This is a genomic window from Pseudomonas sp. Snoq117.2 (assembly GCF_900110545.1).
GTDB lineage: Bacteria > Pseudomonadota > Gammaproteobacteria > Pseudomonadales > Pseudomonadaceae > Chryseomonas > Chryseomonas benzopyrenica.
On the sequence record NZ_FOED01000003.1, the window covers coordinates 495,207 to 517,129 of the forward strand.

Genomic DNA, 21,923 nt, shown 5'->3' on the forward strand with positions numbered 1-21,923 from the left:
TCATTCCTTGCCGTGAAGTGCCCCCATGTTCCAGTGGTTGAAAGACAACTCTCAAGTCCTCACGCTCTTCGCCCAGTGCTGCACCCTGGGCGTCTGGGTGCTCTATGCCCAGCTCTTGCTCAACAACTACAAGCGCCAGCGCCAGCCGCGGCTGATCATCAACCGCGGCGCTGGAAAGGGCGTGGGCGCCCTTTGCCTGCTGTCGAACATGAGCGCCGAGCCGGTGTTCATCAACCAGCTCACGGTGATCCTCAAGACCAACCGCGAGACGCTCTACACCGATGTCACCGATATCCGCGAGAGCGGCCAGGATGACTTCGATCCCGATCTGGTGCTGGGCGAGGCGACCCACCAGGGACCGCTCAACACCGGCGACTTCACCCACATCGGCACCTTCCAGGGCCTGATCCGCCGCGCCGCCGAGCACAACGGCCTGACCCTGGACAACCACCGGCCGCCCGAGGGCTGGGTGTTCGAGGGCCTGGAGATCCGTGCGGTGGCCTTCTATGGCTCGGATCACGATCCCATCGGGGTGCGCCGGCGCTTTCGCCTGGGCCAGCACGACGGCAATTATTGTGCGCTGATCGCCGAGGACTGGCAGACCCAGCAGCTGACCTCGCGCCGTCAGCGGCGCATGGTGCAAAACGACTGGATGGTCGACATGGAGCCCAAGGCTCAGCCAAAGAACCAGTAGCAGATCAGGATCGATGCCGTGACCCCGGTGAATTCCGCCAGCAGGGCGCAGCCCACCGCATGGCGGGCGCGCTGGATGCCCACCGCACCGAAGTACACCGCCAGCACATAGAAGGTGGTCTCGGTACTGCCCTGGATGGTGGCCGCCACCAGCGCCGGAAAGCTGTCCACGCCATGGGTCTGCATGGTCTCGATCAGCAGGGCGCGGGCGGCGCTGCCGGAGAAGGGCTTGACCAGCGCGGTGGGCAGGGCCTCGACGAAGCGGGTGTCCCAGCCGAGAAAGGTCACCGCATGGCGGATGCCTTCGAGGATGGCCTCCAGGGCGCCGGAGGCGCGCAGTACCCCCACCGCGCAGAGCATGGCCACCAGGTAGGGCAAGAGCGACTTGGCGACGTCGAAACCTTCCTTGGCGCCTTCGACGAAGGCTTCGTAGACCGGCACCTTGCGCAGGGCGCCCAGGATCATGAACGCCAGGATGATGCCGAACAGGGTCAGGTTGCCGAGCAGCGATGACAGTCCGGCCAGCGCCGTGGCGGTCAGGGTGAAGAGAAAGGCGACGAAGACGCCAAAGGCCAGGGCGCCCCCGCCGATCCAGGCCAGCACCACCGGATCCCAGAGTTTCAGCCGCTGCATGAAGGCCACCGAGAACAGCCCCACCAGGTTGGCGCAGGTGTGGGCCAGCAGGATCGGCAAGAACACCAGGGTCGGGTCCGGCGCGCCCTGCTGGGCCCGGTACATGAACACCGTCACCGGCAGCAGCGTCAGCGAGGAGGCGTTGAGCACCAGGAAGAGGATCTGCGCATTGCTCGCGGTGGTGCTGCTGGGGTTGAGCTCCTGCAGCGCGCGCATGGCCTTGAGGCCGATGGGGGTGGCGGCGTTGTCCAGGCCCAGCCCGTTGGCGGCGAAGTTGAGGGTGATCAGCCCCAGTGCCGGATGACCGCGCGGCACCTCTGGCATCAGCCGGGCGAACAGCGGGCCGAGCAACCGCGCCAGGGCGTCCACCAGTCCGGCCTTCTCGGCGATGCGCAGGATGCCGAGCCAGAGGGTCAGAGTGCCGAACAGCAGCACCATGACCTCCACCGACAGCTTGGCCATGGCGAACAGGCTCTCCACCATGGCGGCGAAGACCCCGGCGTTGCCAGCCACCAGCCACTGGCCGAAGGCGCTGATCCCGGCGACGATGAAGAAGCTCAGCCACAACCCGTTGAGCATCGGTGTTCTCCCGGCAAAACGGCGATGATAACCGTAGCGTCCGCTCCCTGCAGGGACGTCGTTCAGGCGGTGGTCATCGCTGTCGGGTTATTCTCTGACCTTTCACGCAAGCTGCTGGAGTCCGACCATGCGTCTGTCCGTTCTCGCCCTGCCGCTGGTGCTCGCCGCCAGCCCGGTCTTCGCCTTCAACCTCAACGACGCCGTCAACGCCTACAACAGCGCCAATGGCAACAACAACGCCAAGGCCACCGCTGCGGCGGCCGCCACGCCCCAGGCCCAGGGCCTGCTGCAGGCGCTGACCACCCAGCTCAATGTCACCCCGCAGCAGGCGGTGGGCGGCACCGGCGCCCTGCTCGGCCTGGCCAAGAATCAGCTGGTGGGCAACGACTATCGCCAACTGGCCAAGGCCGTGCCGGGACTGGACCAGCTGGCCGGCGCCAACGCCACCGGCGGCCTGGCGCAACTGGGCGGGCTGGGCAGTCTGCTCGGCGGTGGTGGCCAGGACGCCAAGCAGAGTCCGCTGGGCAGCCTGCTGGGCAATGTCGACAGCCGCCAGGACGTCGACAAGACCTTCAACGCCCTGGGCATGAACAGCGGCATGACCAGCCAGTTCGCCCAGGTGATCCTCGGCTATCTCGGCAAGCAAGGCACCCAGCCCTCCCTGCTGAGCACCCTGGGTAATGTCTGGGGCCTGTGACGGCGCCCCGCGCTGGCTGACCCACGTGGCGGCCAGCCAGGCGCCGGATTACCGGGAGGCACCGCTCGGCTGGCTCTATGCAGACCGTGGTTCCCTCACCGAACGGCTGACCGCCCTCAGTGGCGGGCGCTTCGCCGTCGAGGTGATCGCCCAGGGCTGGCAGCCCCTGCGCCTGGACGAGTGCCAGGCGCTTGAGGTCCCGGCGGCCAGCCCCGGCTGGGTGCGCGAGGTCTGGCTGCGCGGTGGCGGCGAGGCCTGGGTCTTCGCCCGCAGCGTGGCGGCGCGCACGGCCCTGGAAGCGGCGGATTTCGATCTGGCGGCGCTGGGCGAGCGGCCCCTCGGCCACTGGCTGTTCCAGGCGCCGGCCTTCGTTCGCGGGCCGCTGGAGGCCTGTCGCTATCCGCTGACCTGGCTGCCCGCAGGGGCGGCAGCAACGCCCTGCTGGGCCCGGCGCTCGGTGTTCAGGCGCGGCCCCCTGGCGATCCTGGTGGGCGAGGTCTTCCTGCCGGCCTTCTGGCCCCACGCCAGGCGCGAAGGCTAGCCGAATCATCAGCGTGGCAGCGTTGGCGCCACGGGGCCCCTATAATCGTCGGGCCCTTCGCCACGCAGTCGTCCGATGAAAAAGCACGCCTCCCGCCCCCGTGATCGCCGTCCTGCCGCCCCCCGCGGCCCCGAGCCCAGTGCCCGGGTCATCGCCACGCGCCCCCGTCGCGAGCGCATCTGGGACTTCGTCCAGCTGACCCGACTGGACCGGCCCATCGGCATCTATCTACTGCTCTGGCCCACGCTCTGGGCGCTGTGGATCGCCGCCGAGGGCGTGCCGAGCCTGAAGAATCTGCTGATCTTCGTGCTCGGCGTGGTGCTGATGCGATCGGCCGGCTGCGTGATCAACGACTTCGCCGACCGCAACTTCGACGGCCACGTCGCCCGCACCAAGAATCGCCCCCTGGCCACCGGGCGCATCTCGCCCAAGGAAGCCCTGCTGTTCTTCGCCGTGCTGGTGCTGCTCAGCTTCGGCCTGGTGCTCTGCACCAACGCCACCACCGTCTGGCTGTCCTTCGGCGCCCTCGGCGTGGCGGCGCTCTACCCCTTCATGAAGAGATACACCTACTACCCCCAGGCGGTGCTGGGCGCGGCCTTCTCCTGGGGCATGCCCATGGCCTTCACCGCCGAGACTGGCGAGCTGCCGGCGGCGGCCTGGCTGCTGTTCGTCGCCAACGTGATCTGGACGGTGGGCTACGACACCTACTACGCCATGGCCGACCGCGAGGACGATCTCAAGATCGGCGTGAAGTCCACCGCCATCCTGTTCGGCGATGCCGACCGGGTGATCATCGCCACCCTCCAAGGCCTCACCCTGCTCTGCCTGGCGCTGGCCGGCGGTCGCTTCGGCCTGGGCCTGCCCTTCTACCTGGGCCTGGTGGTGGCGGCGGGCTGCTTCGCCTGGGAATTCCACGTCACCCGCAATCGTGATCCCCTGGTGTGCTTCAAGGCCTTCCTGCACAACCACTGGGCGGGTCTGGCGATCCTCGTCGGGATCATCGCCGACTACGGGCTGCGCTGAGCCGGAGTGCCCGCGGCGGCATCGGCCACCACCTCCGGCAGCGCCTCGGGCTGCGCTGCCGGCACCGCCCGGGCCTGCTTGGCCTTGGACGCCTTGCGGCTCTGCTGCCAGGCCACCGCCAGGCCGCTGGCACAGATAATGAGGATGCCGATCAGCGCGCCGCTGTCCGGTACATGGCCGAAGACGAAATAGCCGATGATGCCGGCGGTGACGATCTGGCCATAGCTGAAGGGCGCCAGCAACGCCGGCGGCGCGTAGCGGAAGGCCTGGGTCAGCAGCAGATGACCGGACATGCCGAAGAAGCCGAGCAGGGCCAGCATGAAGCCGTGGCCCAGGGTGGGTATCTCCCAGAAGAAGGGCACCACGCTGCTCAGCACCAGGGTGTTGATGATGCCGGTGAGGAAGTTGCTGGTGGTGGGGCTGTCGATGCCGCTGAGCAGGCGCGTCAGCAGCTGGTAGAGGCCAAAGCACACCGCCGAGCAGACCGGCAAGAGCACCGCCGGAGTGAACAGCTGGCCGCCCGGCCTGACGATGATCAGCACCCCGATGAAGCCGGCCAGCACCGCCGCCCACTGGCTGCGGGTCACGGTCTCCTTGAGCAGCGGCACCGACAGCGCCGTCACCATCAGCGGGGCGAGAAAGTTGACCGCGGTGGCCTCGGCCATCGGCAGGTAGCGCAGCCCGGTGGTGAAGAACAGGCTGCAGCCGATCAGGCACAGCGCCCTGAGCACCTGCAATCCCGGCCGCTTGGTGCGGATCACCGCCAGCCCCGAGCGCGGGATGAAGATGCCCATCATCAGCAGGGTGTGGGAGAGGTAACGGGCCCAGACCACCATGACCACCGGATAGAAGCCGGACAGGTACTTGGAGAGGGCGTCGTGGGAGGCGAACAGCCAGACCGCGAGACAGATCAGGGCGATGCCCTTGAGCGGCTGGTCGGCGAATCTCAGAGTGGGTCCTGCTGGGGCGCTCATTGGACTCCCGTGGTACTGACGGCGGTCCCTGACCGCCTGCGTGATCCGGCCGTCCTGCACGGCGGTCCGTCGGCATGGCCACCGACTTCGGGACATGGACCTCGACGCGAGTGGAGCGTGCCGTCGAGCAGCCGTCCTGTCGCCCTCAGGACCGCGATACCGGGCGATATTTCAATAGCTTACTAACTATGACCCGGCACGCAGCCGGGTCTTTCCCGAGCTTAGTCCAAGCGCCCCGTCGAGCTCAATGCGATTGTCCGACGACTTCGCTGACAGCGCGCACGAAGGCCTCGTCCGCCTCCAGCGCACCGGGGATCTGTTCGCGCAGATAGGCCACCCAGGTGCGGATCTTGGCATCCAGGTACTGCCGCGAGGCATAGAGGGCATAAGCGTTGAGCCGCTGCAGGCGATAGGCCGGCAGCACCCGCACCAGGCTACCATCGCGCAGGCCGTCCACTGCCGAATAGAGCGGCAGCACACCAATGCCCAGGCCCTGGCGCAGGGCCTCGGTCATGGCGTCGCCGACATTGACCTGGAAGGGGGTCTCGCCGATGCGATAGGTTTCCGGGCCGTTGGGACCCTCGAAGTGCCAGCGGTCGAAGGACACCACCGGGCTGATGAATCTCAGGCAGGCGTGGTTGGCCAGCTCCGCCGGCGTCTGCGGCTGGCCGTGTTCCTGCAGATAGGCGGGCGAAGCACAGAGGATGCTGTAGGTGTGGCCGATCTGCTGGGAGACGAAGCCGGAATCGGGCAACTCGGCCGCCACCACGATGGCCAGGTCGAAGCCCTCCTCCAGCAGATCGGGGATACGGTTGGCCATGGTCAGGTCGAAGCGCACCTCGGGATGCAGGGCGCGATAGCCGGCGATGGCGCGGATCACATAGTGCTGGCCGATGCCGGTCATGCTGTGCACCCGCAGCCGTCCCTCGGGCCGGGCCTGGGCATGACCGGCCTCGGCTTCGGCTTCCTCGACATAGGCGAGGATCTGCTCGCAACGCGCCAGGTAGCGCTGGCCGGCCTCGGTCAGGGCGATGCGTCTCGTGGTGCGGTGCAACAGGCGGGTACGCAGATGGGTTTCCAGATGGGCCACCGCCCGGGAGACATGGGCGGTGGTGGTCTGCAACGTCTGGGCCGCGCCGGTAAAGCTGCCGCTTTCCACCACGGCGACGAAAACGCGCATGTTGTGCAGGGTGTCCATGCCGCCTCGACAGTCTGACGAAAGCGCCATTTTCCACATTATTTCAGTATGTGAAACAAAGATTCGCCGGTTGGCGCGCTAATCGACCCTCCTGGAATTTTATAGAATCGTTAGCAGCCTAATGGTAACCCCAGCGGCCTCCTCGTCCGCTGGCGTCCTCTTCAGTTCCAGCTCATCCCGCCGACCCGCCGCGCTTCTCTGACGCGAATCCGGAGTATGGCCCTGTTGCAAACGGACCCCCAAGTGTCGCCTTTCTCTAGCAGAGCCTGGCCTGCGCTCACGGTGGTCGCCCTGGCGACCCTGCTGGCCGGCTGCATCGGTACCGGTCACAACGCGCCCCAGGCGCAGCGCCTCGACGATCAGGCGCTGGCCACCGACGCTGCCATCCGCGCTGCCGCCGGGCAGGCCGCCTGGCCCGAGCGCCAGTGGTGGCGCGCCTATGGCGATCCCCAGCTGGACGCCTGGATCAGCGGTGCCCTGGCCGATAACCCGCGTCTGGCCACGGCCGCCGCCCGGGTGCGCCGCGCCGAGTCCCTGGCCGGCCTGACCGAATCCCGCGAGGCCCTGCAGGCGGAGGCCAAGGGCGCCTTCAAGCGCTACAGCTGGCCCACCGACGGTTTCTATGGTCCTGGCGAGCTGGCCGATCGCACCACCTGGAACAACAATGCCGAGCTGGGTCTGAGCTACGCCCTGGACTTCTGGGGTCGCGAGCGTGATGCCAGCGCCCAGGCCCTGGACCAGGCCCACCAGGCCGCCGCCGAGGTACGCGCCGCCGAGCTGGAGCTGACCGGCAACATCGTCCGCAACTATATCGGCTTCGCCCTGCACCATGACCAGCGCGACATCCTCGCCGCCACCCTGGAACAGCAGCGGCACCTGGCCGACCTGGCCCAGCGCCAGCTGGACGGTGGCCTCGGCACCCAGTTCGAGGTCAGCCAGGCGCGTGCCCTGCTGCCCGAGACCGAGCGTCAGCTGGAAGCCCTGGACGAGACCCTGGCGCTGGATCGCAACCAGCTCGCCGCCCTGGCGGGCAAGGGCCCGGGTGCCGGCGCCCGCCTGCAGCGACCGCGACTGACCCTGGGCGCCGCACCGCGCCTGCCCAGTGCACTGCCACTGGAACTGGTCGGCAAGCGTCCCGACGTGGTGGCGCGCCGCTGGCAGATCGCCGCGGCGGCCAAGGGCGTGGACGTGGCCCGCGCCAGCTTCTATCCCAATATCGATTTGGTGGCCAACGTCGGCCAGTTCCTCACCCTGGGCCGTCTCAGCGAGATGCTGACCCACGCCAAGACCGGCTCCTTCATCGGCCCCGCCTTTTCGTTGCCGATCTATGACGGTGGCGCCCTGCGCGGACGCCTCGGCGCGGAATCGGCAGCCTACGACCTGGCCGTCAGCGCCTACAACCAGACCCTGGTGGACGCCCTCAAGGACATCTCCGATGCCCTGATCAAAGCCGACTCGGCGGCCAGGCAGGCCACCCTTGCCGACCAGGCCAGCCAGGAAGCCCAGCGCACCTACGACATCGCCCGCGAGGCTTTCCGTCGCGGCCTGACCGACTACCTGCACGTACTCGACGCCCAGACCCGGCTGTTCGCCCAGCAGCGCGTCACCGCCCAGGTACACGCCCTGCGCCTGGCCGCCCAGGCCGGCGCCCTGGTCGCCCTCGGCGGCGGCGCGGACCTCGAACGCGGGCCGGCCGACCAGGATCTGGTGCCGGCCCGCGTGGCCGTCGAGCGGGCCGCGCGGTGAGTACCCACGCGGCCACCCACTCGCCATTGCGCCAGGCCCTGGGCGCCTGGGCGCGCAGCGATGGCAGCCTCTGGCTGTACCAGGCCAAGGTGCTGCTCGCCGCCAGCCTGACCCTGTGGCTGGCCATGCGCCTGCAACTGCCGCATCCGAGTTCGGCGGTGATCACCGTCTTCATCGTCATGCAGCCGCAGAGCGGTCAGGTGCTGGCCAAGAGCTTCTACCGGGTGATGGGCACCCTGCTGGGGCTGGCGGTGATGCTGGTCTTGATCGCCCTATTCGCCCAGGAACGGGTGCCCTTCCTGATCTTCCTGGCCCTGTGGATTGGGCTCTGCGTAGCCGGATCGGCGCGCTACCGCGACTTCCGCAGCTATGCCTGCATGCTGGCCGGCTATACCGCCGCGCTGATCGGCATTCCCGCCGCCCTGAACGCTGATACCGCCTTCATGTCGGCGGTGATGCGGGTACTGGCCATCACCCTGGGCGTGCTCTGCAGCGGCGCGGTGAGCGCCGCGGTCTTTCCGCAGACCAGCGCCACGGCCATGCGCGCGACCCTCTATCGGCGCATGGGCGGCTTCGCCGGGCTGGCCGCCGATGTCCTGCGTGGCCGCCTCGACCGCGCCACCCTGGAAGCCGCGGGCGTGCGCCTGGCGGCCGAGGCGGTAGGGCTGGAAAGCCTGCGCAGCGCCTCGGCCTTCGAAGACCCGCACATGCGCATGCGCAGAGGGCGCCTGGCCCGTTTGAATGCCGAATTCATGGGTCTGACCACCCGCCTGCATGCCCTCAGCCGGCTGTTGATGCGCCTGCGCGAGCGCGACGCCCAGGTGCCCCTGACAGCCCTCGAACGCCTCTGGGCTCCCCTGCTGGAGCTGTTCGAGGAATGGCGCGGTCAGGCGCTCACCGACCGTGCTGCCCTGGCAGCGGCGGCGCGTCTGGAACAGCTGCACCAGGGTCTACGCCCGCGTATCCGCGCCCTGCGTGCCGAGCTGCCACCCCTGAGCGAAGCCGACCGGCGCGACTTCGAGACCGCCGTGGAGCTGCTCTTTCGCTTCACCGGCGAATGGCACGGCTATCTGCAGACCCACGCCTCCCTGGCAGCGCCGCGCCACAGTCGCGAACAGTGGAAGCCGCGCTTCGTGGCCAAGGCCAACGCCCTGGGTGCGGCGGTCACCGGCATCCGCAGCGCCTTTCTGGTGCTGGTGCTGGGCGCCTTCTGGATCGCCAGCGCCTATCCCAGCGGCGGCATGCTGGCGCTCAACGCCGCGGCCGTCTCGGCGCTGGCCTCGGCCTCGCCCGATCCCAAACGCACCGCCCTGCAGATGGCCGTCGGCGCCAGTGGCGGCGTGGTGCTGGGCTTCTTCCTGACCTTCTTCGTCTTTCCCTGGATCGCCGGCCTGCCGCTGCTGCTGCTGACCCTGGCACCGGTGTTCATGCTCGGCACCTGGATCTCCCTGCGCCCGGGCTGGATGGGCTATGGCCTGGGTTGCCTGGTTTTCTTCTGCTTCACCTCGATTCCCGACAATCCGCCGGTCTACGACGCCTACGCCTTCATCAACAACGGCATCGCCGTGGTCTTGTCGATGGTGATCACCGCGGCGGTGTCGGCGGTGCTGCTGCCACCCAACAGCCCCTGGCTGTGGCGCCGGCTGGAGCGTGACCTGCGTCAGCAGCTGGTGCGAGCGGTGAGCGCGCCGCTGCCGCACCTGGCGCCGGCCTTCGAAGGCCAGACCCGCGACCTGCTCAACCAGGCCTATGGCGTCAGCGCCGGACGCGGCGAGGCGCAGCGGCGCCTGATCGGCTGGGCCTTCGCAGTGCTGGAGATCGGTCATGCGGTGATCGAACTGCGTCAGTTGCAGGCCCGCCTGCCCGCGGCCCCGCGCTATGCCGAAGGCAGCGCCTGGCGCCAGGCCATCCGGGTGCTCGGACGCGCCCTGGTGCGCCTCTTCCTCAAGCCCGGCGCGGAACATCTGCGGCGCGCACTGGTGGCGGTGGACGCGGCCCTGGCGGCCGTGGCGACCGTGACCGAACCGCCGGAGCTGCCCTATGACGAGTCGCCGCTGCGCCAGGTGCAGAGCGACCTGCATTTCATCCGCAGCGCCCTGCTCGATCCCCAGGGCCCCCTGGCCCGCTATCACGAGATCCCCCATGCCCCGTGAAATCGCCTTCCACGGCCTCTACCTGCCCACCGTGACGGTGCTGTTCCTGGTCGCCGCCCTGCTCGCCTGGGCGCTGGACCGGGTGCTCGCCGCAGTCGGCCTCTATCACGTCGTCTGGCATCCGGCGCTGCTGCGCCTGGCCCTGTTCATCTGCCTCTACTGCGCCCTGGCGCTGTGCGTCTATCGCTAGGACTCCTGCCATGATCCTCAAGAAAATCTTCGGCGTGCTCTTTACTCTGCTGGTGGTCTGCCTGGCGCTGATCCTCGGGCGCCTGCTCTGGGTGCACTACATGAACGACCCCTGGACCCGCGATGGCCGGGTGCGCGCCGAGGTCATCACCATCGCGCCCGATGTCGCCGGCCTGGTGACCGAGATCGCCGTGCGCGACAACCAGTGGGTCAACAAGGGCGACCTGCTGCTGCAGATCGATCCGGAGCACTACGAGATCGCCGTACACCAGGCCGAGGCCTCGGTCGCCGCCCGCAAGGCCACCCTCGCCATGCGCCAGCAGAATGCCCGGCGCCGTGCCGACATCGACAGCCTGGTGGTTTCCCGCGAGAACCGCGAAGACGCCAGCGCCGCTGCCCTGGCCGCCGAAGCGGATCTGCGCCAGGCCCAGGCCCAGCTGGAAGCGGCACGCCTCAACCTCAAGCGCACCCGCGTCCTGGCGCCGGTCGACGGCTATGTGACCAACCTGTCGGTGTTCAAGGGTGACTACGCCGCTGCCGGCGCGCCCAAGCTGGCCGTCATCGACGCCCACTCGTTCTGGGTCTATGGCTATTTCGAAGAGACCAAACTGCCCCATGTACGGGTGGGTGCTTCCGCCGAGATGCGCCTGATGAGCGGCCAAACACTCCAGGGCCATGTGGAAAGCATCGCCCGCGGTATCTACGACCGCGACAATCCCCAGAGCCGTGAACTCACCGCCGACGTGAATCCCACCTTCAACTGGGTACGCCTGGCCCAACGGGTACCAGTGCGCATCGCTCTGGATCCGCTACCGGAGGGGCTGTTGCTCGCAGCCGGTACCACCTGTACCGTCGTACTGGAAGACGCTCGCGGTGAGCGCTCCTGGTGGGATGCCTTCTGGCAGGGCTGAGTCCGTTCCGCCCAGTCGTTTTTCCTTGCTCTGAAACGACAACACCCCTGACGTCGGCGGGTTTCGTTGACGACGAAACCGGTCGAATTCAGGGGTGTGGTCGTAACCAGCCCAGTCCGCTACGAGTGCGAAAGTACTCCCTGTACTCTTGGAACCCTCCCTAACTGCAGAGCGTCCCGACCATGTGGCCCTTGCGTCTCGGGTGAGGAGACGACTTCGAGGTTGCTCATTGAATCGGCTTAAAGCTGCAATCCGATGACAGAGCCTCAGCCGCCGGTCGTCACGACCGGCAGCCTGTCTTGCTCATGGGGCTGGCGTCAGGGACGACGGCGACCCATGAAGAACGACACCACGAACAACACCAGGAACAGCACGAACAGGATCTTGGCGATACTGGTGGCGGTACCGGCGATGCCACCGAAACCCAGGACGCCTGCGATGATCGCGATGATCAGGAAAGTGATAGCCCAGCTCAGCATGGTGTTTCTCCTATGTATTACAAGTGCACTCAGCGGACGACAGCACCTGTCCAGCGAGCATTGGTTTTATTAGCGAAATCCTGGGTATCCAGACTCGCCATCCGTGGTTCCACAGTGGTCAGATCGAGATCCAGACCATTGAGGTTGTGCGTCTGATTGAGCGCACGACCCATCATCAAAGCACTGAGCAACATACCGATGCTCATGACCGTCACTGCAGCGAACAACCCAATCACCAGCAGCATCCACATCATGGTCATGACCTCAGAATACCCAGCGGGTCTGCTTCACCAGACGGTCACCGTTGGACTGTGCCGGGATGGCTTTGAGTTCCCCACGACCTTGACTTGCCAGCGGCTTGGCTGCCGGCACCATGGCCTGGGCAGCGATGCGGGTAGAGGCGATGAGTGCCTGTTCGCGGCTGACGTCCTGGCCCTGGGGGGCAGCGACGGCGGCGCTGGCGAAGCAAGCGAAGAGCGCAGTACCTACCAAGTGCTTGCGAAGGGTCTGGCTGATCATCGGGTCTCTCCTGCAGTCCGTTGGCCCTAAGGCCGGCTTGCCAAGGAGATTGCAGACTGCGTGCCAGCTTTTTGAAAAGCTTTTTTATCTTATAAAACAATGACTTATGTTTTTCACCGGGTGTAGCCACACATGCACCTTGCAAGGTGCAACGTCTGGAGCATTGCGTTTTGCATGATGTCCAGAGGGGTATTGGAGGGCGGCCGGTTGTTCGTTTACCAGGCGCAGCGGCAAAAGTGGCCATGAGCTTCCTGTCACCCGGCCAAAAAGCGGATTTTTCCCCTGTTCAGCCCATCGGGTTGCGTTCTGCACGACATCACTGGTGGCTTCGATGAATCGCCTAGTGGCCCAGCGGATTGCAACTTGCACGATGTATCATGGACTAATTGCCAGCCCTGTCCTTTAGTGCGTTTCGGCCCCTTGGGCCCGGAGTTTTCCCGTCATGGAACAAACCAGCGGTCGCATCCTCCTCGTGGACGACGAAGCCGCCATCCTGCGGACCTTTCGTTTCTGTCTGGAAGACGCCGGCTACAGCGTGGCCACGGCCAACAGCGCGGCCCAGGCCGAAGCCCTGCTCTTGCGGCAGGTCTACGATCTCTGCTTTCTCGATCTGCGCCTGGGTGCGGACAACGGTCTGGACGTGCTGCAGCAGATGCGTATCCAGGCGCCCTGGATGCGGGTGGTGATCGTCACCGCCCACTCGGCCATCGATACCGCGGTGGACGCCATGCAAGCCGGCGCCGCCGACTACCTGGTGAAACCCTGCAGCCCCGATCAGTTGCGCATGGCCGCGGCCAAGCAGCTGGAATTCCGCCAGCTCTCGGCGCGCCTGGAAGCCCTCGAAGGCGAGGTGCGCAAGTCCAGCGCCGGCCTGGACTCGCGCAGCCCGGCAATGATGAGCATCCTGGAAACCGCCCGGCAGGTCGCCACCACCGACGCCAACGTGCTGATCCTCGGTGAATCTGGCTCCGGCAAGGGCGAACTGGCCAGGGCCATCCACGCTTGGAGTCGGCGCGCCAAGAAGACCTTCGTCACCATCAACTGCCCGTCGCTGTCCGCCGACCTGATGGAAAGCGAGATGTTCGGCCATACCCGCGGCGCCTTCACCGGGGCCAGCGAGAGCACCCTCGGCCGGGTCAGCCAGGCCGATGGCGGCACCCTCTTTCTCGATGAGATCGGTGACTTCCCCCTGGCCCTGCAGCCCAAGCTGCTGCGTTTCATCCAGGACAAGGAATACGAGCGCGTCGGCGATCCGGTGACGCGCCGTGCCGACGTGCGTATCCTCGCCGCCACCAACCGCAACCTGGAACAGATGGTGGCGGAAAACGAATTCCGCGAAGACCTGCTCTATCGCCTCAATGTCATCGTGCTCACCCTGCCGCCGCTGCGCGAACGCAAGGAAGACATCGTCGATCTCGCCGAGCGTTTCCTCGCCCGTTTCGTCAAGGACTACAACCGTCCCGCCCATGGCTTCAGCGAGGCGGCCCTGGAGGCCCTGCGCAACTATGGCTGGCCGGGCAACGTCCGCGAGCTGCGCAACGTCATCGAACGGGCCAGCATCATCTGTGGCCAGGATTTGGTGGACGTCAATCACCTGGGCCTGGGTGACAGCCCGGCCACCAGTGGCGCCGCCAGCGCCCCGCGGGTCGGCGAGGCGCTGAGCCTGGAGGCCCTGGAGCGCGCCCACATCGCCGCGGTGATGGCCACCAGCGAGACCCTCGACCAGGCCGCCAAGACCCTGGGCATCGACGCCTCCACGCTCTATCGAAAACGTAAGCAGTACGGGCTATGAAACTGCCGATCAAGCTGCACACCCGCCTCTTTCTCAGCATCTCCGCGCTGATCGCCGTGGCCCTCATCGGGCTGCTGGTGGGCCTGGTCAGTGTCCTGCATCTGGCCCGCGAGCAGAGCGTCCAGACCCGCAGCAACCTGGACTTCATCAACCTGACGCTGAACATGCGTCAGGAGCTGAGCAACAGCCTGTTCCAGATGCTCGACGGAGCACCCAATCCGCAGTCACTGGTGGCGGCCCAGCAGCGCTTCCAGGAATACCTTGAACTGGTCGAAGGCCAGATGCGCAATCCCGAGCAGCTGGCCATCCTGGAAGACGTCAAACAGCGCTACCAGCGCTTCGCCGACTACCTGCGCTCACCACCGGCGGGCTATAGCGAGTTGCGTGCCGATCGCGGCTTCCAGCAAACCCTCAATGCGCTGCGCACGCGCATCTACGACCTGCAGCGCAGCTACGTGGTGACCTTGGAGCGCATGCAAGACGAGGCCCATGACCGGGCGGTGATCATCGCCCTGCTGCTGGCGCTGATCGGCGTGGCCATCCTGGTCACCGGGGTGGTCACCGCCAACGGCATCGCGCGGCGCTTCACCGGTCCCATCGACGGCCTGGCCAAGGCCGCCGAGCGCATCAGCCAGGGCAATTTCGACGTCCAGCTGCCCACCTCCCAGATCGCCGAATTCACCCTGCTCAGTCGTCGCTTCGGCAACATGGCCCAGGCCCTGCACCGTCTCAGCCAGACCAATGTCGAGGCCCTGGTGGCCGGGCAGCGGCGCCTGCAGGCGGTGCTCGACAGCATCGACTACGGCCTGGTGATCCTCGATCCCCAGGGCAACATCGAGCACGCCAACCCGGTGGCCTGCCGCCAGTTGGGCTGGAACGAGAACCACCTGGGCGAATCCCTGATCGCCGCCCTGGAACGCCCGGAAATCGAAGCGAGTGTGCAACGGGTGCTGGCCGGTGGCGCCCTGGATGCGGCGCCCGAGGACCTGGAGATCCGCGTCGACGACGAGGTGCGGCTGCTGGCCTGGAGTCTGACCCCGGTCAACCACGCCGACGGCCGCAGCGTCGGGGCGCTCATGGTGCTGCGCGATGTCACCGAGCAGCGCGCCTTCGATCGGGTGCGCAACGAATTCGTCCTGCGCGCCTCCCACGAACTGCGCACTCCAGTCACCGGCATGCACATGGCCTTTGGTCTGCTACGCGAACGCCTCAAGGTGGCGCCGGACTCCCGCGAGGCCTTTCTGCTCCAGACGGTGGACGAGGAAACCCATCGCCTGGTGCAGCTGATCAACGACCTGCTGGACTATTCCCGCCACCAGAGTGGCCTGCAGCGCCCGGAAAAGCTGCCGAGCGAAATCGGCGAATTGCTGGAGGCAGCCCGTGGTCGTCATGCCGACGAGGCCCGCGAGCGCGATGTCGAGCTGGCCGTCGAATTGCTGCACACGCCGCTGCCGCGGGTCAGCCTGGATCTCAAACAACTGGGCCGGGTGTTCGACAACCTGCTGAGCAATGCCCTGCGCCATACCCCGGCCGGCGGCCGTATCGTCATCCAGGCCTTGCGCCAGAACGATCAACTGCTGATGGCGGTACAGGACAATGGCGAAGGTATCGCCTATGCCCAGCAGGGCCGGGTGTTCGAGCCCTTCGTGCAGATCGGTAGCCAGAAGGGCGGCGCCGGCCTGGGCCTGGCCCTGTGCAAGGAAATCATCCGCCAGCACGGCGGTCGTATCGGCGTGGTCTCCCGCCCCGGTCAGGGCACCCAGATCTTCATGACCCTGCCGACCTGAGCCAGGCGGTACGGGCCGCCGTAAGTTGGGTTGAGCGCAGCGAAGCCCAACGGTGCGCAGCTCGAATCCGCTTTGTTGGGCTTCGCCGATGGAGCCGTCTCAACCCAACCTACGATCTAGCCACCTCTCCTTTCGGGAGAGCCGCCGTAGGTTGGGTTGAGCGCAGCGAAGCCCAAAGATGCCCAGATCGAATCCGTATTGTTGGGCTTCGCCGATGGAGTCGTCTCAACCCAACCTACGATCTAGCCGCCTCTCCTTTCGGGAGAGCCGCCGTAGGTTGGGTTGAGCGCAGCGAAGCCCAATAATGCCCAGATCGAATCCGTATTGTTGGGCTTCGCCGATGGAGTCGTCTCAACCCAACCTACGGTCTCTACAGCAGCGTTCGCGCCAGGGCCTGGCGCCAACCGGCGTAGAGCTCGGGTACGGCATTAGCCCGCGGCTCATAGCGGCGACGGGGTCGTTCGAGATCGGCCAGGGCCGCGGCGTCCTGCCACCAGCCGAGGGCGTGGCCGGCCAGGTGGGCGGCGCCAAGCGCCGAGACCTCCGGCGACAGGCTGCAGATCACCGGCCGCTGCAGGAGATCGGCCTGGAATTGCAGCAGCCATTCGTTGCGCGTGGCGCCGCCATCCACCCAGAGTTCTTCCAGGGGCGTCGGGCTGTCCTGCTGCATGGCGTCGAAGACGTCGCGGATCTGGTAGGCGATGGCTTCCAGCGCCGCGCGCATCAGGTGCGCCCGCCCGCAGTTCTCGGCCAGACCGCAGAACAGCCCACGGGCTTCGGCCCGCCAGTGCGGCGCACCCAGGCCGCCCAGCGCCGGGACGAAATAGACCCCGCCATTGTCCGGCAGCGCCGCGGCTTCCGCGGCCAGGGTCTCCAGCTCTCCGGCCCCGCCCAGCAGGCGCGCGGTCCAGCCCACGGCGGCGCCGGTGTGGACGATGTTGCCTTCCAGGGCAAAGGTCGGGGTATCCCCTAGGCGCCAGGCCAGGGTGGTAGCCAGGCCATGGGCGGACACCACCGGCTCGGCGATGGGCGTCATCAGTGAGGAACCGGTGCCCAGGGTGGCCTTGACCTTGCCCGGCACGAAACCGCCCTGGCCGAACAGGGCCGCATGGGAATCGCCGATCATCGCCAGGATCGGCAGACCGGCTGGCAGGGGGCCCTGGGCGCGGGTCTCGCCAAAGTAGCCGGCACTGGGTCGGATCTCCGGCAGCGCCGCCCGAGGAATGTCGAAGAGGCTCAGCAGCTGCGGGTCCCAGTCGCCGCCCCGCAGGTCGAGCAACTGGGTACGGGCCGCGTTGGCCGCGTCGATGAGAAAGCTCGTGCCACCACTGAGTTGCCAGAGCAGCCAGCTGTCCACGGTGCCCAGGCAGATTTCGCCCGCTGCGGCGCGGGCCGTGCCGTCGGGGATCTGCTCGAGCAGCCAGCGCCACTTGCCGGCGGAAAACATCGGGTCCAGCGCCAGACCGCTGCGCTGCAGGATCGCCTCGCCGTGACCGGCAGCATGCAGGGCCTCGCACTGCGGCTGGGATCTCTTGCACTGCCAGCTCACCAGCGGACCGAGCAACTGACCGCTGCGGCGCTCCCAGGCCAGGGCGGATTCGCGCTGGTTGCTGATGGCGATGGCCGCCAGGGGCGCGTCCGTCTGCGCCAGGCAGTCGCCGATGGCGCCCTGCAGCGCCTGCCAGATGGCCAGGGGATCCTGCTCGGCATAGCCCGCCTGGGGATGCTCGACCGTGAGCGGCCGGGACCCGCGGGCCACGACTCGCCCGGCGCGATCCACCAGGATCGCCTTGGCATTGGTGGTGCCCTCGTCGAGGGCGAGGATCAGCGGTTCGGCGGCCATGACAGCTCCTGTTGTTGTTCTTGTCCTAGGCGCCGGCGTATCAGCGCAGGCGCTGCACCGCAGCGACGATACCGGCAGCGTCGATGCCGTGCTTGGCGCGGGTCGGCCCGCGCGCGCCGGCGGCAGCATACTCGCCATCGGCGATGCCCAGACGGATCAGCGGCACCCCCAGGGCGGCCTCGGCCATGACCTCGGCCACCAGACTGCCCACCCCGCCGTTGGCGTTGTGCTCTTCCACCGTGACCACCCCGCCGCGGGCGGCGCAGAGGGCTTCCAGCAGGGCTTCACGCTGTAGCGGACGGATCGACGACAGGTTGATCACCTGGGCGCTGATGCCCTGCTCGGCCAGCAACCGGGCGGCGTCCACCGCCTCATGGACCACCGAGCCCAGGGCCACCAGGCTGACGTCGTGACCCTGGCGCAGCACGTCGACCTGACCGGGGACGAAACGATAGTCGGGCCCGTGCAGATCGGGCAGCGCCTTGCCGTCCAGGCGGATATAGACCGGACCGTCATGGGCCAGGGCGTGCTCGACGATCTGCCGGCATTCGCTGCCATCGGCCGGGGCATAGATTTCCACGTTGCCGAAGCCGCGCATCACGGCGATGTCGTCGAGGCTGTGGTGGGTACTGGCCAGGGGGCCGTAGCTGGCCCCGGCGTTGAGGCCGAACATCTTGACGTTGGACCTGTTGTAGCAGACGTCCACCTTGACCTGCTCGTTGGCGCGGGAGATCAGGAAGGGCGCGGCGTTGCAGGTCACCGCCACCTTGCCGGCCAGGCCCAGGCCAGCCGCCACCCCGACCAGGGTCTGCTCGGCGATGCCGACGTTGACCAGGCGCTCGGGGAAGCGTTTGACGAAAGGACCGATCTTGGCCGTGGAGGTGGAATCGCTGACCACCGGCACCAGGTCGACGCCAGCGTCCACCGCGGCGATGAAGGCCTCGACCATGACGCTGGCGAGATGGGCTTCGCCCGGGGTCTGGGTATCAGTGGCCATGGTCGAGCTCCTCCAGTGCAGCGGCGATCTCGTCGCCCTTGGGCACCCGGTGGTGCCATTCGGGTTTGCCTTCGATAAAGGAAACCCCCTTGCCTTTGACGGTATTGGCGATCAGCACCTGGGGCTGGCCGCGGTGATCGCGCAGCGCTTCCAGGGTCTCCACCAGCTGGGCCACGTCGTTGCCATCGCACTCGACCACATGGAAGCCGAAGGCGCGCCACTTCTCGGCCAGGGGCTCCAGCGGCAGGATCTCGGCGGTGGGGCCGGCCAGTTGCAGGCGGTTGTGGTCAACGATCACCGTGAGGTTGTCCAGCCGATACTTGGCGGCGGTCAGCGCCGACTCCCAGTTGGAGCCCTCGCCCAGTTCGCCATCGCCGGTCAGCACATAGACGCGGCGCGGACTGCCATCGCGCTGGGCGGCCAGGGCGATGCCGGTGGCGACCGGCAGGCCATGGCCGAGGGCGCCGGTGTTGAGCTCGATGCCGGGGGTCTTCTGCCGTACCGGATGACCCGGCAGGTGGGAATCGAAGTGCTGGTAGGTGTCGAGCCATTCCGGCGGGAAGTAGCCGGCCTCGGCCAGGCAGCAGTAGAGGCCGCCGACGCCATGACCCTTGCTCTGGATGTAGATGTCGCGCTGGGGATCGGCGAGGCGTTCCGGGGCGACGTCGAGCAGGCGGAAATAGAGGGTGGCGAGGATGTCGGTCTCCGACAGATCCGCCCCGGTATGGCCGCCGGCAGGCGAGCCGGCATTGAGCTGGATGACGCGCCGGCGGATCAGCCGGGCCTTTTCGCGAATCTGCGCGACGTCGTACTGGAACGGATTCATCAGGCGACCCCCTCGGGTATCCGAAGCTGCGATGGAGCAGACGCCTGCCGAGGTTTCAGTGGGCGTCTTATGAATATTTATTCGTCACTGAAAATATATTTATCATTTAGACCCCAATCCGCAGGGTCGTCAATAGCCAGGAAAGGCCATTGGCGATCTGGCGAGCGGATAGAATGCGTTGCTGGATGCGGGATTGCCGAAGCCATCGCGTTCGGCATACAGCGATGAAAAGGCGCTTGACTTCCACCCGGAACAGGCAGAGTCTGAATTAAAAATCAGGCACGCATAAATATTCAAGCGAGCCCTACACAAGAACAATAACCCCAGGAGAAGCTCGTGGACGCCAAAGCCCCGACCGCCTCGCCACCCGCCAAGCCACTCGCCCGCCTGGCGCTACGCCTGCCCCGCAACGTCGGCGGTCCGCTGATCGGTCTGGCGCTGCTGATCGCCGTGTTCTCCTTCGCCTCGGAGTATTTCTTCTCCGTGCGCAACGCCCTCAACATCCTTGATCAGGTGACGGTGCTCGGCATCCTGGCCATCGGCATGACCCTGGTCATCGTCATCGGTGGCATCGACCTGTCGGTGGGTTCGGTGCTGGCCTTTTCCATGATGCTGCTGGGCTGGCTCTATCAGGACATCGGCTGGCCGCTGGGCCTGGCGATTCCCGCAGCCATCCTCGGTGGTCTGATGTGCGGCCTGGTGTCGGGAATGCTCATCGCCAAGGCACGGTTGCCCGCCTTCATCGCCACCCTGACCATGATGTCGGTGGCCCGGGGTCTGGCCAACATCCTTACCGACGGCCGCCAGATCGTCGGCTTTCCGGACTGGTTCACCAGCCTGGCCACGGTACGGCACTTCGGCTTCCTGTCGGTCACCGTCGGCCTCTTCCTGCTGATGCTGCTGGTGGCCTGGGTCTTCCTGCGCTTTCGCGCCGGTGGCCGCAACCTCTATGCCATGGGCGGCAGCGCCGAGGTGGCGCGGTTGTCGGGCATCAAGGTGCGCACCCTCACCATCTGGATCTATGCCCTGAGCGGGGCCCTGGCGGGCCTGGCCGCGGTGGCCATGGCCGCGCGGCTGGATTCGTCCCAGCCCAGCGCCGGCCTGTCCATGGAGCTGGATGCCATCGCCGCGGTGGTGATCGGCGGTGCCAGCCTCAGCGGCGGCGTGGGCAGCGTCGGCGGCACCCTGGTGGGCGTGCTCATCATCGGCGTGCTGCGCAATGGCCTAAATCTGCTGGGAGTCTCGCCCTTCGTGCAGCAGGTGATCATCGGCATCGTCATCGCCCTGGCCGTCACCCTGGACACCCTGCGCCGCCGTAACGGGCAGCGCTAGGTCTGCTCTGCTTCGTCTCGTCATCGCAGTACAACAATAACAACGGAGTGCCATCCATGCTGACCCCCAAGAAGCTGTTGCTCAGTACCCTGTTCGCCGCCATGACCTGCACCACTGCCTTCAATGCCCAGGCCAAGGAACTCACCGTGGGGCTGGCCGTGGCCAACCTGCAGGCCGACTTCTTCAATCAGATCAAGCAGGCCGTCGAGGCCGAGGGCAAGGCCAAGGGCATCAAGGTCATCACCGTGGACGCCCAGGGCAACTCGGCGACCCAGGTCAACCAGATCCAGGATCTGATCACACGCCAGGTCGACGCCCTGATCTATATCCCGGCCGGCGCCACCGCCGCCGGTGTTCCGGTCAAGGCGGCCAAGGCCGCCGGCATCCCGGTGGTGGCGGTGGACCGCAATGCCCCCGACGCCCCCGGTGACACCTTCATCGCCAGCGACAGCGTCGCCGCCGCCCGCACCCTGGCCGAATACGTCGGCAAGGTCACCGAAGGCAAGGGCCGCGTCGCTATCCTCCAGGGCCAGATCGGCACCACGCCGGAAAACGATCGCGCCAAGGGCTTTGCCGAAGGCCTGGCCAAATTTCCCGAGCTGAAGGTGGTGGCCCAGCAGCCTGCCGAATGGGCCCAGGACAAGGGCTTCGCCGTGGCCCAGGACATGCTCCAGCGTGACCCCAACATCAACGTCTTCTTTGGTCGCGCCGACGCCATGGCCCTTGGCGCTGCCCAGGCGGTCAAGGTAGCCAACCTCGATCATCCGGTGACCATCGTCGGCTTCGACGGCGACGTGGCCGGTCTCAAGGCGGTGGCCGCCGGCACCCTGTCCGCCACCATGACCCAGCAGACTCGCAAGATGGGTCGCCTGGCCCTGGAATCGGCGGTGGCGCTCAAGGAAGGTAAGCAGCTGCCCAAGGAGCAGTTGCAGGAGGCGATCCTGACCACCAAGGATAACGTCGCCCCCTTCATCGAGAACCATCCGTAACAGTAGGACTGGCCAGTGGCGG

General features: G+C 66.9%; 21 protein-coding genes. 12 read left to right on the forward strand and 9 right to left on the reverse strand.

Translation table 11 applies throughout. From position 1 onward, the window contains the following. Nucleotides 1-25: 25 nt before the first annotated feature. Nucleotides 26-694: a hypothetical protein gene (locus tag BMZ43_RS11690; RefSeq protein ID WP_017641556.1), complete on the forward strand. Its 669-nt coding sequence runs from the start codon at nucleotides 26-28 to the stop codon at nucleotides 692-694. Here BMZ43_RS11690 and BMZ43_RS11695 read toward each other — a convergent pair. Further along, nucleotides 676-1,905 (reverse strand): nucleoside recognition domain-containing protein, encoded by a 1,230-nt coding sequence (locus BMZ43_RS11695; protein WP_017641555.1) that lies wholly within the window; start codon nucleotides 1,903-1,905, stop codon nucleotides 676-678. The genes BMZ43_RS11690 and BMZ43_RS11695 overlap by 19 nt on opposite strands. Before the next feature lie 127 nt (nucleotides 1,906-2,032). Here BMZ43_RS11695 and BMZ43_RS11700 point away from each other — a divergent pair, with 127 nt between their 5' ends. From BMZ43_RS11700 to ubiA, 3 genes are all read left to right on the forward strand, one after another. Continuing rightward, complete coding sequence (locus BMZ43_RS11700) at nucleotides 2,033-2,602, forward strand: DUF2780 domain-containing protein (protein WP_017641554.1); 570 nt, start codon at nucleotides 2,033-2,035, stop codon at nucleotides 2,600-2,602. After that, the gene (locus BMZ43_RS11705; RefSeq protein ID WP_093253668.1) at nucleotides 2,586-3,143 is read left to right on the forward strand and encodes a chorismate--pyruvate lyase family protein; all 558 of its coding nucleotides are present in this window, start codon (nucleotides 2,586-2,588) and stop codon (nucleotides 3,141-3,143) included. The genes BMZ43_RS11700 and BMZ43_RS11705 overlap by 17 nt, the downstream gene beginning before the upstream one ends. 75 nt (nucleotides 3,144-3,218) lie before the next feature. Continuing rightward, nucleotides 3,219-4,166 carry a 4-hydroxybenzoate octaprenyltransferase gene (gene ubiA, locus BMZ43_RS11710; protein WP_178121618.1) on the forward strand — a complete coding sequence of 316 codons (948 nt, stop codon included), beginning with the start codon at nucleotides 3,219-3,221 and terminating at the stop codon, nucleotides 4,164-4,166. Here ubiA and BMZ43_RS11715 read toward each other — a convergent pair. Beyond that, nucleotides 4,151-5,140, reverse strand: coding sequence for a DMT family transporter (locus tag BMZ43_RS11715; RefSeq protein ID WP_064307143.1), 990 nt, complete (start codon nucleotides 5,138-5,140; stop codon nucleotides 4,151-4,153). The two genes, ubiA and BMZ43_RS11715, sit on opposite strands and share 16 nt — an antisense overlap. Before the next feature lie 244 nt (nucleotides 5,141-5,384). Next, complete coding sequence (locus tag BMZ43_RS11720) at nucleotides 5,385-6,338, reverse strand: LysR family transcriptional regulator (protein WP_017641550.1); 954 nt, start codon at nucleotides 6,336-6,338, stop codon at nucleotides 5,385-5,387. Nucleotides 6,339-6,581: 243 nt separating this feature from the next. On the opposite strand from BMZ43_RS11720, the gene BMZ43_RS11725 reads away from it, so the two are divergent. Genes BMZ43_RS11725 through BMZ43_RS11740 form a run of 4 tightly spaced genes read left to right on the forward strand, consistent with a single transcriptional unit; the run spans nucleotide 6,582 to nucleotide 11,337 of the window. Then, entirely contained in the window at nucleotides 6,582-8,084 is a 1,503-nt protein-coding gene (locus BMZ43_RS11725; RefSeq protein ID WP_256562930.1) for an efflux transporter outer membrane subunit, read from the forward strand. Next, nucleotides 8,081-10,237 carry an FUSC family protein gene (locus BMZ43_RS11730; protein WP_093253678.1) on the forward strand — a complete coding sequence of 719 codons (2,157 nt, stop codon included), beginning with the start codon at nucleotides 8,081-8,083 and terminating at the stop codon, nucleotides 10,235-10,237. Before BMZ43_RS11725 ends, BMZ43_RS11730 begins: the two co-directional genes overlap by 4 nt. Further along, nucleotides 10,227-10,427: a DUF1656 domain-containing protein gene (locus BMZ43_RS11735; RefSeq protein WP_007160208.1), complete on the forward strand. Its 201-nt coding sequence runs from the start codon at nucleotides 10,227-10,229 to the stop codon at nucleotides 10,425-10,427. The genes BMZ43_RS11730 and BMZ43_RS11735 overlap by 11 nt, the downstream gene beginning before the upstream one ends. A 10-nt stretch (nucleotides 10,428-10,437) precedes the next feature. Continuing rightward, nucleotides 10,438-11,337 (forward strand): efflux RND transporter periplasmic adaptor subunit, encoded by a 900-nt coding sequence (locus tag BMZ43_RS11740; protein ID WP_093253683.1) that lies wholly within the window; start codon nucleotides 10,438-10,440, stop codon nucleotides 11,335-11,337. 317 nt (nucleotides 11,338-11,654) lie between these two features. On the opposite strand, the gene BMZ43_RS11745 is transcribed toward BMZ43_RS11740, so the two are convergent. Genes BMZ43_RS11745 through BMZ43_RS11755 form a run of 3 tightly spaced genes read right to left on the reverse strand, consistent with a single transcriptional unit; the run spans nucleotide 11,655 to nucleotide 12,335 of the window. Then, nucleotides 11,655-11,816, reverse strand: a complete 162-nt coding sequence (locus BMZ43_RS11745) for a DUF1328 domain-containing protein (RefSeq protein ID WP_007160206.1) — start codon at nucleotides 11,814-11,816, stop codon at nucleotides 11,655-11,657. Nucleotides 11,817-11,845: 29 nt separating this feature from the next. Beyond that, nucleotides 11,846-12,070, reverse strand: coding sequence for a hypothetical protein (locus BMZ43_RS11750; protein ID WP_177344803.1), 225 nt, complete (start codon nucleotides 12,068-12,070; stop codon nucleotides 11,846-11,848). Nucleotides 12,071-12,080: 10 nt separating this feature from the next. Beyond that, nucleotides 12,081-12,335: a hypothetical protein gene (locus BMZ43_RS11755; RefSeq protein WP_007160204.1), complete on the reverse strand. Its 255-nt coding sequence runs from the start codon at nucleotides 12,333-12,335 to the stop codon at nucleotides 12,081-12,083. Between the two features lie 442 nt (nucleotides 12,336-12,777). Between BMZ43_RS11755 and algB the strand changes: the two genes are divergently transcribed. Next, nucleotides 12,778-14,127 carry a sigma-54-dependent response regulator transcription factor AlgB gene (algB, locus tag BMZ43_RS11760; RefSeq protein ID WP_093253688.1) on the forward strand — a complete coding sequence of 450 codons (1,350 nt, stop codon included), beginning with the start codon at nucleotides 12,778-12,780 and terminating at the stop codon, nucleotides 14,125-14,127. Continuing rightward, a complete protein-coding gene (locus BMZ43_RS11765) occupies nucleotides 14,124-15,914 on the forward strand; it encodes an ATP-binding protein (RefSeq protein ID WP_093253693.1) in 1,791 nt (596 codons plus the stop codon). Before algB ends, BMZ43_RS11765 begins: the two co-directional genes overlap by 4 nt. A 370-nt stretch (nucleotides 15,915-16,284) precedes the next feature. Here BMZ43_RS11765 and BMZ43_RS11770 read toward each other — a convergent pair whose 3' ends face one another. From BMZ43_RS11770 to BMZ43_RS11780, 3 genes are read right to left on the reverse strand one after another with little or no spacing between them, the layout of a single operon-like run. Beyond that, a complete protein-coding gene (locus BMZ43_RS11770) occupies nucleotides 16,285-17,757 on the reverse strand; it encodes an FGGY family carbohydrate kinase (RefSeq protein ID WP_093253697.1) in 1,473 nt (490 codons plus the stop codon). Between the two features lie 40 nt (nucleotides 17,758-17,797). Next, entirely contained in the window at nucleotides 17,798-18,754 is a 957-nt protein-coding gene (locus tag BMZ43_RS11775) for a transketolase family protein (RefSeq protein ID WP_093253702.1), read from the reverse strand. After that, nucleotides 18,744-19,580 (reverse strand): transketolase, encoded by an 837-nt coding sequence (locus tag BMZ43_RS11780; protein WP_017641541.1) that lies wholly within the window; start codon nucleotides 19,578-19,580, stop codon nucleotides 18,744-18,746. The genes BMZ43_RS11775 and BMZ43_RS11780 overlap by 11 nt, the downstream gene beginning before the upstream one ends. Nucleotides 19,581-19,916: 336 nt before the next feature. Here BMZ43_RS11780 and BMZ43_RS11785 point away from each other — a divergent pair, with 336 nt between their 5' ends. Together BMZ43_RS11785 and BMZ43_RS11790 are read left to right on the forward strand one after the other, a co-directional pair. Next, nucleotides 19,917-20,912 (forward strand): ABC transporter permease, encoded by a 996-nt coding sequence (locus tag BMZ43_RS11785; protein ID WP_064307131.1) that lies wholly within the window; start codon nucleotides 19,917-19,919, stop codon nucleotides 20,910-20,912. 56 nt (nucleotides 20,913-20,968) lie between these two features. Then, nucleotides 20,969-21,901: a sugar ABC transporter substrate-binding protein gene (locus BMZ43_RS11790; RefSeq protein WP_093253707.1), complete on the forward strand. Its 933-nt coding sequence runs from the start codon at nucleotides 20,969-20,971 to the stop codon at nucleotides 21,899-21,901. Nucleotides 21,902-21,923 lie beyond the last annotated feature (22 nt).

Excerpts from the sequence above, each read along its gene's own strand:
- algB (WP_093253688.1), top strand. The coding sequence starts at position 12,778 with ATGGAACAAACCAGCGGTCGCATCCTCCTCGTGGACGACGAAGCCGCC.
- BMZ43_RS11775 (WP_093253702.1), bottom strand. The coding sequence starts at position 18,754 with ATGGCCACTGATACCCAGACCCCGGGCGAAGCCCATCTCGCCAGCGTC.
- BMZ43_RS11755 (WP_007160204.1), bottom strand. The coding sequence starts at position 12,335 with ATGATCAGCCAGACCCTTCGCAAGCACTTGGTAGGTACTGCGCTCTTC.
- BMZ43_RS11745 (WP_007160206.1), bottom strand. The coding sequence starts at position 11,816 with ATGCTGAGCTGGGCTATCACTTTCCTGATCATCGCGATCATCGCAGGC.
- BMZ43_RS11690 (WP_017641556.1), top strand. The coding sequence starts at position 26 with ATGTTCCAGTGGTTGAAAGACAACTCTCAAGTCCTCACGCTCTTCGCC.
- BMZ43_RS11750 (WP_177344803.1), bottom strand. The coding sequence starts at position 12,070 with ATGATGTGGATGCTGCTGGTGATTGGGTTGTTCGCTGCAGTGACGGTC.
- BMZ43_RS11780 (WP_017641541.1), bottom strand. The coding sequence starts at position 19,580 with ATGAATCCGTTCCAGTACGACGTCGCGCAGATTCGCGAAAAGGCCCGG.
- BMZ43_RS11715 (WP_064307143.1), bottom strand. The coding sequence starts at position 5,140 with ATGAGCGCCCCAGCAGGACCCACTCTGAGATTCGCCGACCAGCCGCTC.
- BMZ43_RS11700 (WP_017641554.1), top strand. The coding sequence starts at position 2,033 with ATGCGTCTGTCCGTTCTCGCCCTGCCGCTGGTGCTCGCCGCCAGCCCG.
- BMZ43_RS11705 (WP_093253668.1), top strand. The coding sequence starts at position 2,586 with ATGTCTGGGGCCTGTGACGGCGCCCCGCGCTGGCTGACCCACGTGGCG.
- BMZ43_RS11735 (WP_007160208.1), top strand. The coding sequence starts at position 10,227 with ATGCCCCGTGAAATCGCCTTCCACGGCCTCTACCTGCCCACCGTGACG.
- BMZ43_RS11790 (WP_093253707.1), top strand. The coding sequence starts at position 20,969 with ATGCTGACCCCCAAGAAGCTGTTGCTCAGTACCCTGTTCGCCGCCATG.
- ubiA (WP_178121618.1), top strand. The coding sequence starts at position 3,219 with ATGAAAAAGCACGCCTCCCGCCCCCGTGATCGCCGTCCTGCCGCCCCC.
- BMZ43_RS11695 (WP_017641555.1), bottom strand. The coding sequence starts at position 1,905 with ATGCTCAACGGGTTGTGGCTGAGCTTCTTCATCGTCGCCGGGATCAGC.
- BMZ43_RS11740 (WP_093253683.1), top strand. The coding sequence starts at position 10,438 with ATGATCCTCAAGAAAATCTTCGGCGTGCTCTTTACTCTGCTGGTGGTC.
- BMZ43_RS11720 (WP_017641550.1), bottom strand. The coding sequence starts at position 6,338 with ATGGACACCCTGCACAACATGCGCGTTTTCGTCGCCGTGGTGGAAAGC.
- BMZ43_RS11765 (WP_093253693.1), top strand. The coding sequence starts at position 14,124 with ATGAAACTGCCGATCAAGCTGCACACCCGCCTCTTTCTCAGCATCTCC.
- BMZ43_RS11770 (WP_093253697.1), bottom strand. The coding sequence starts at position 17,757 with ATGGCCGCCGAACCGCTGATCCTCGCCCTCGACGAGGGCACCACCAAT.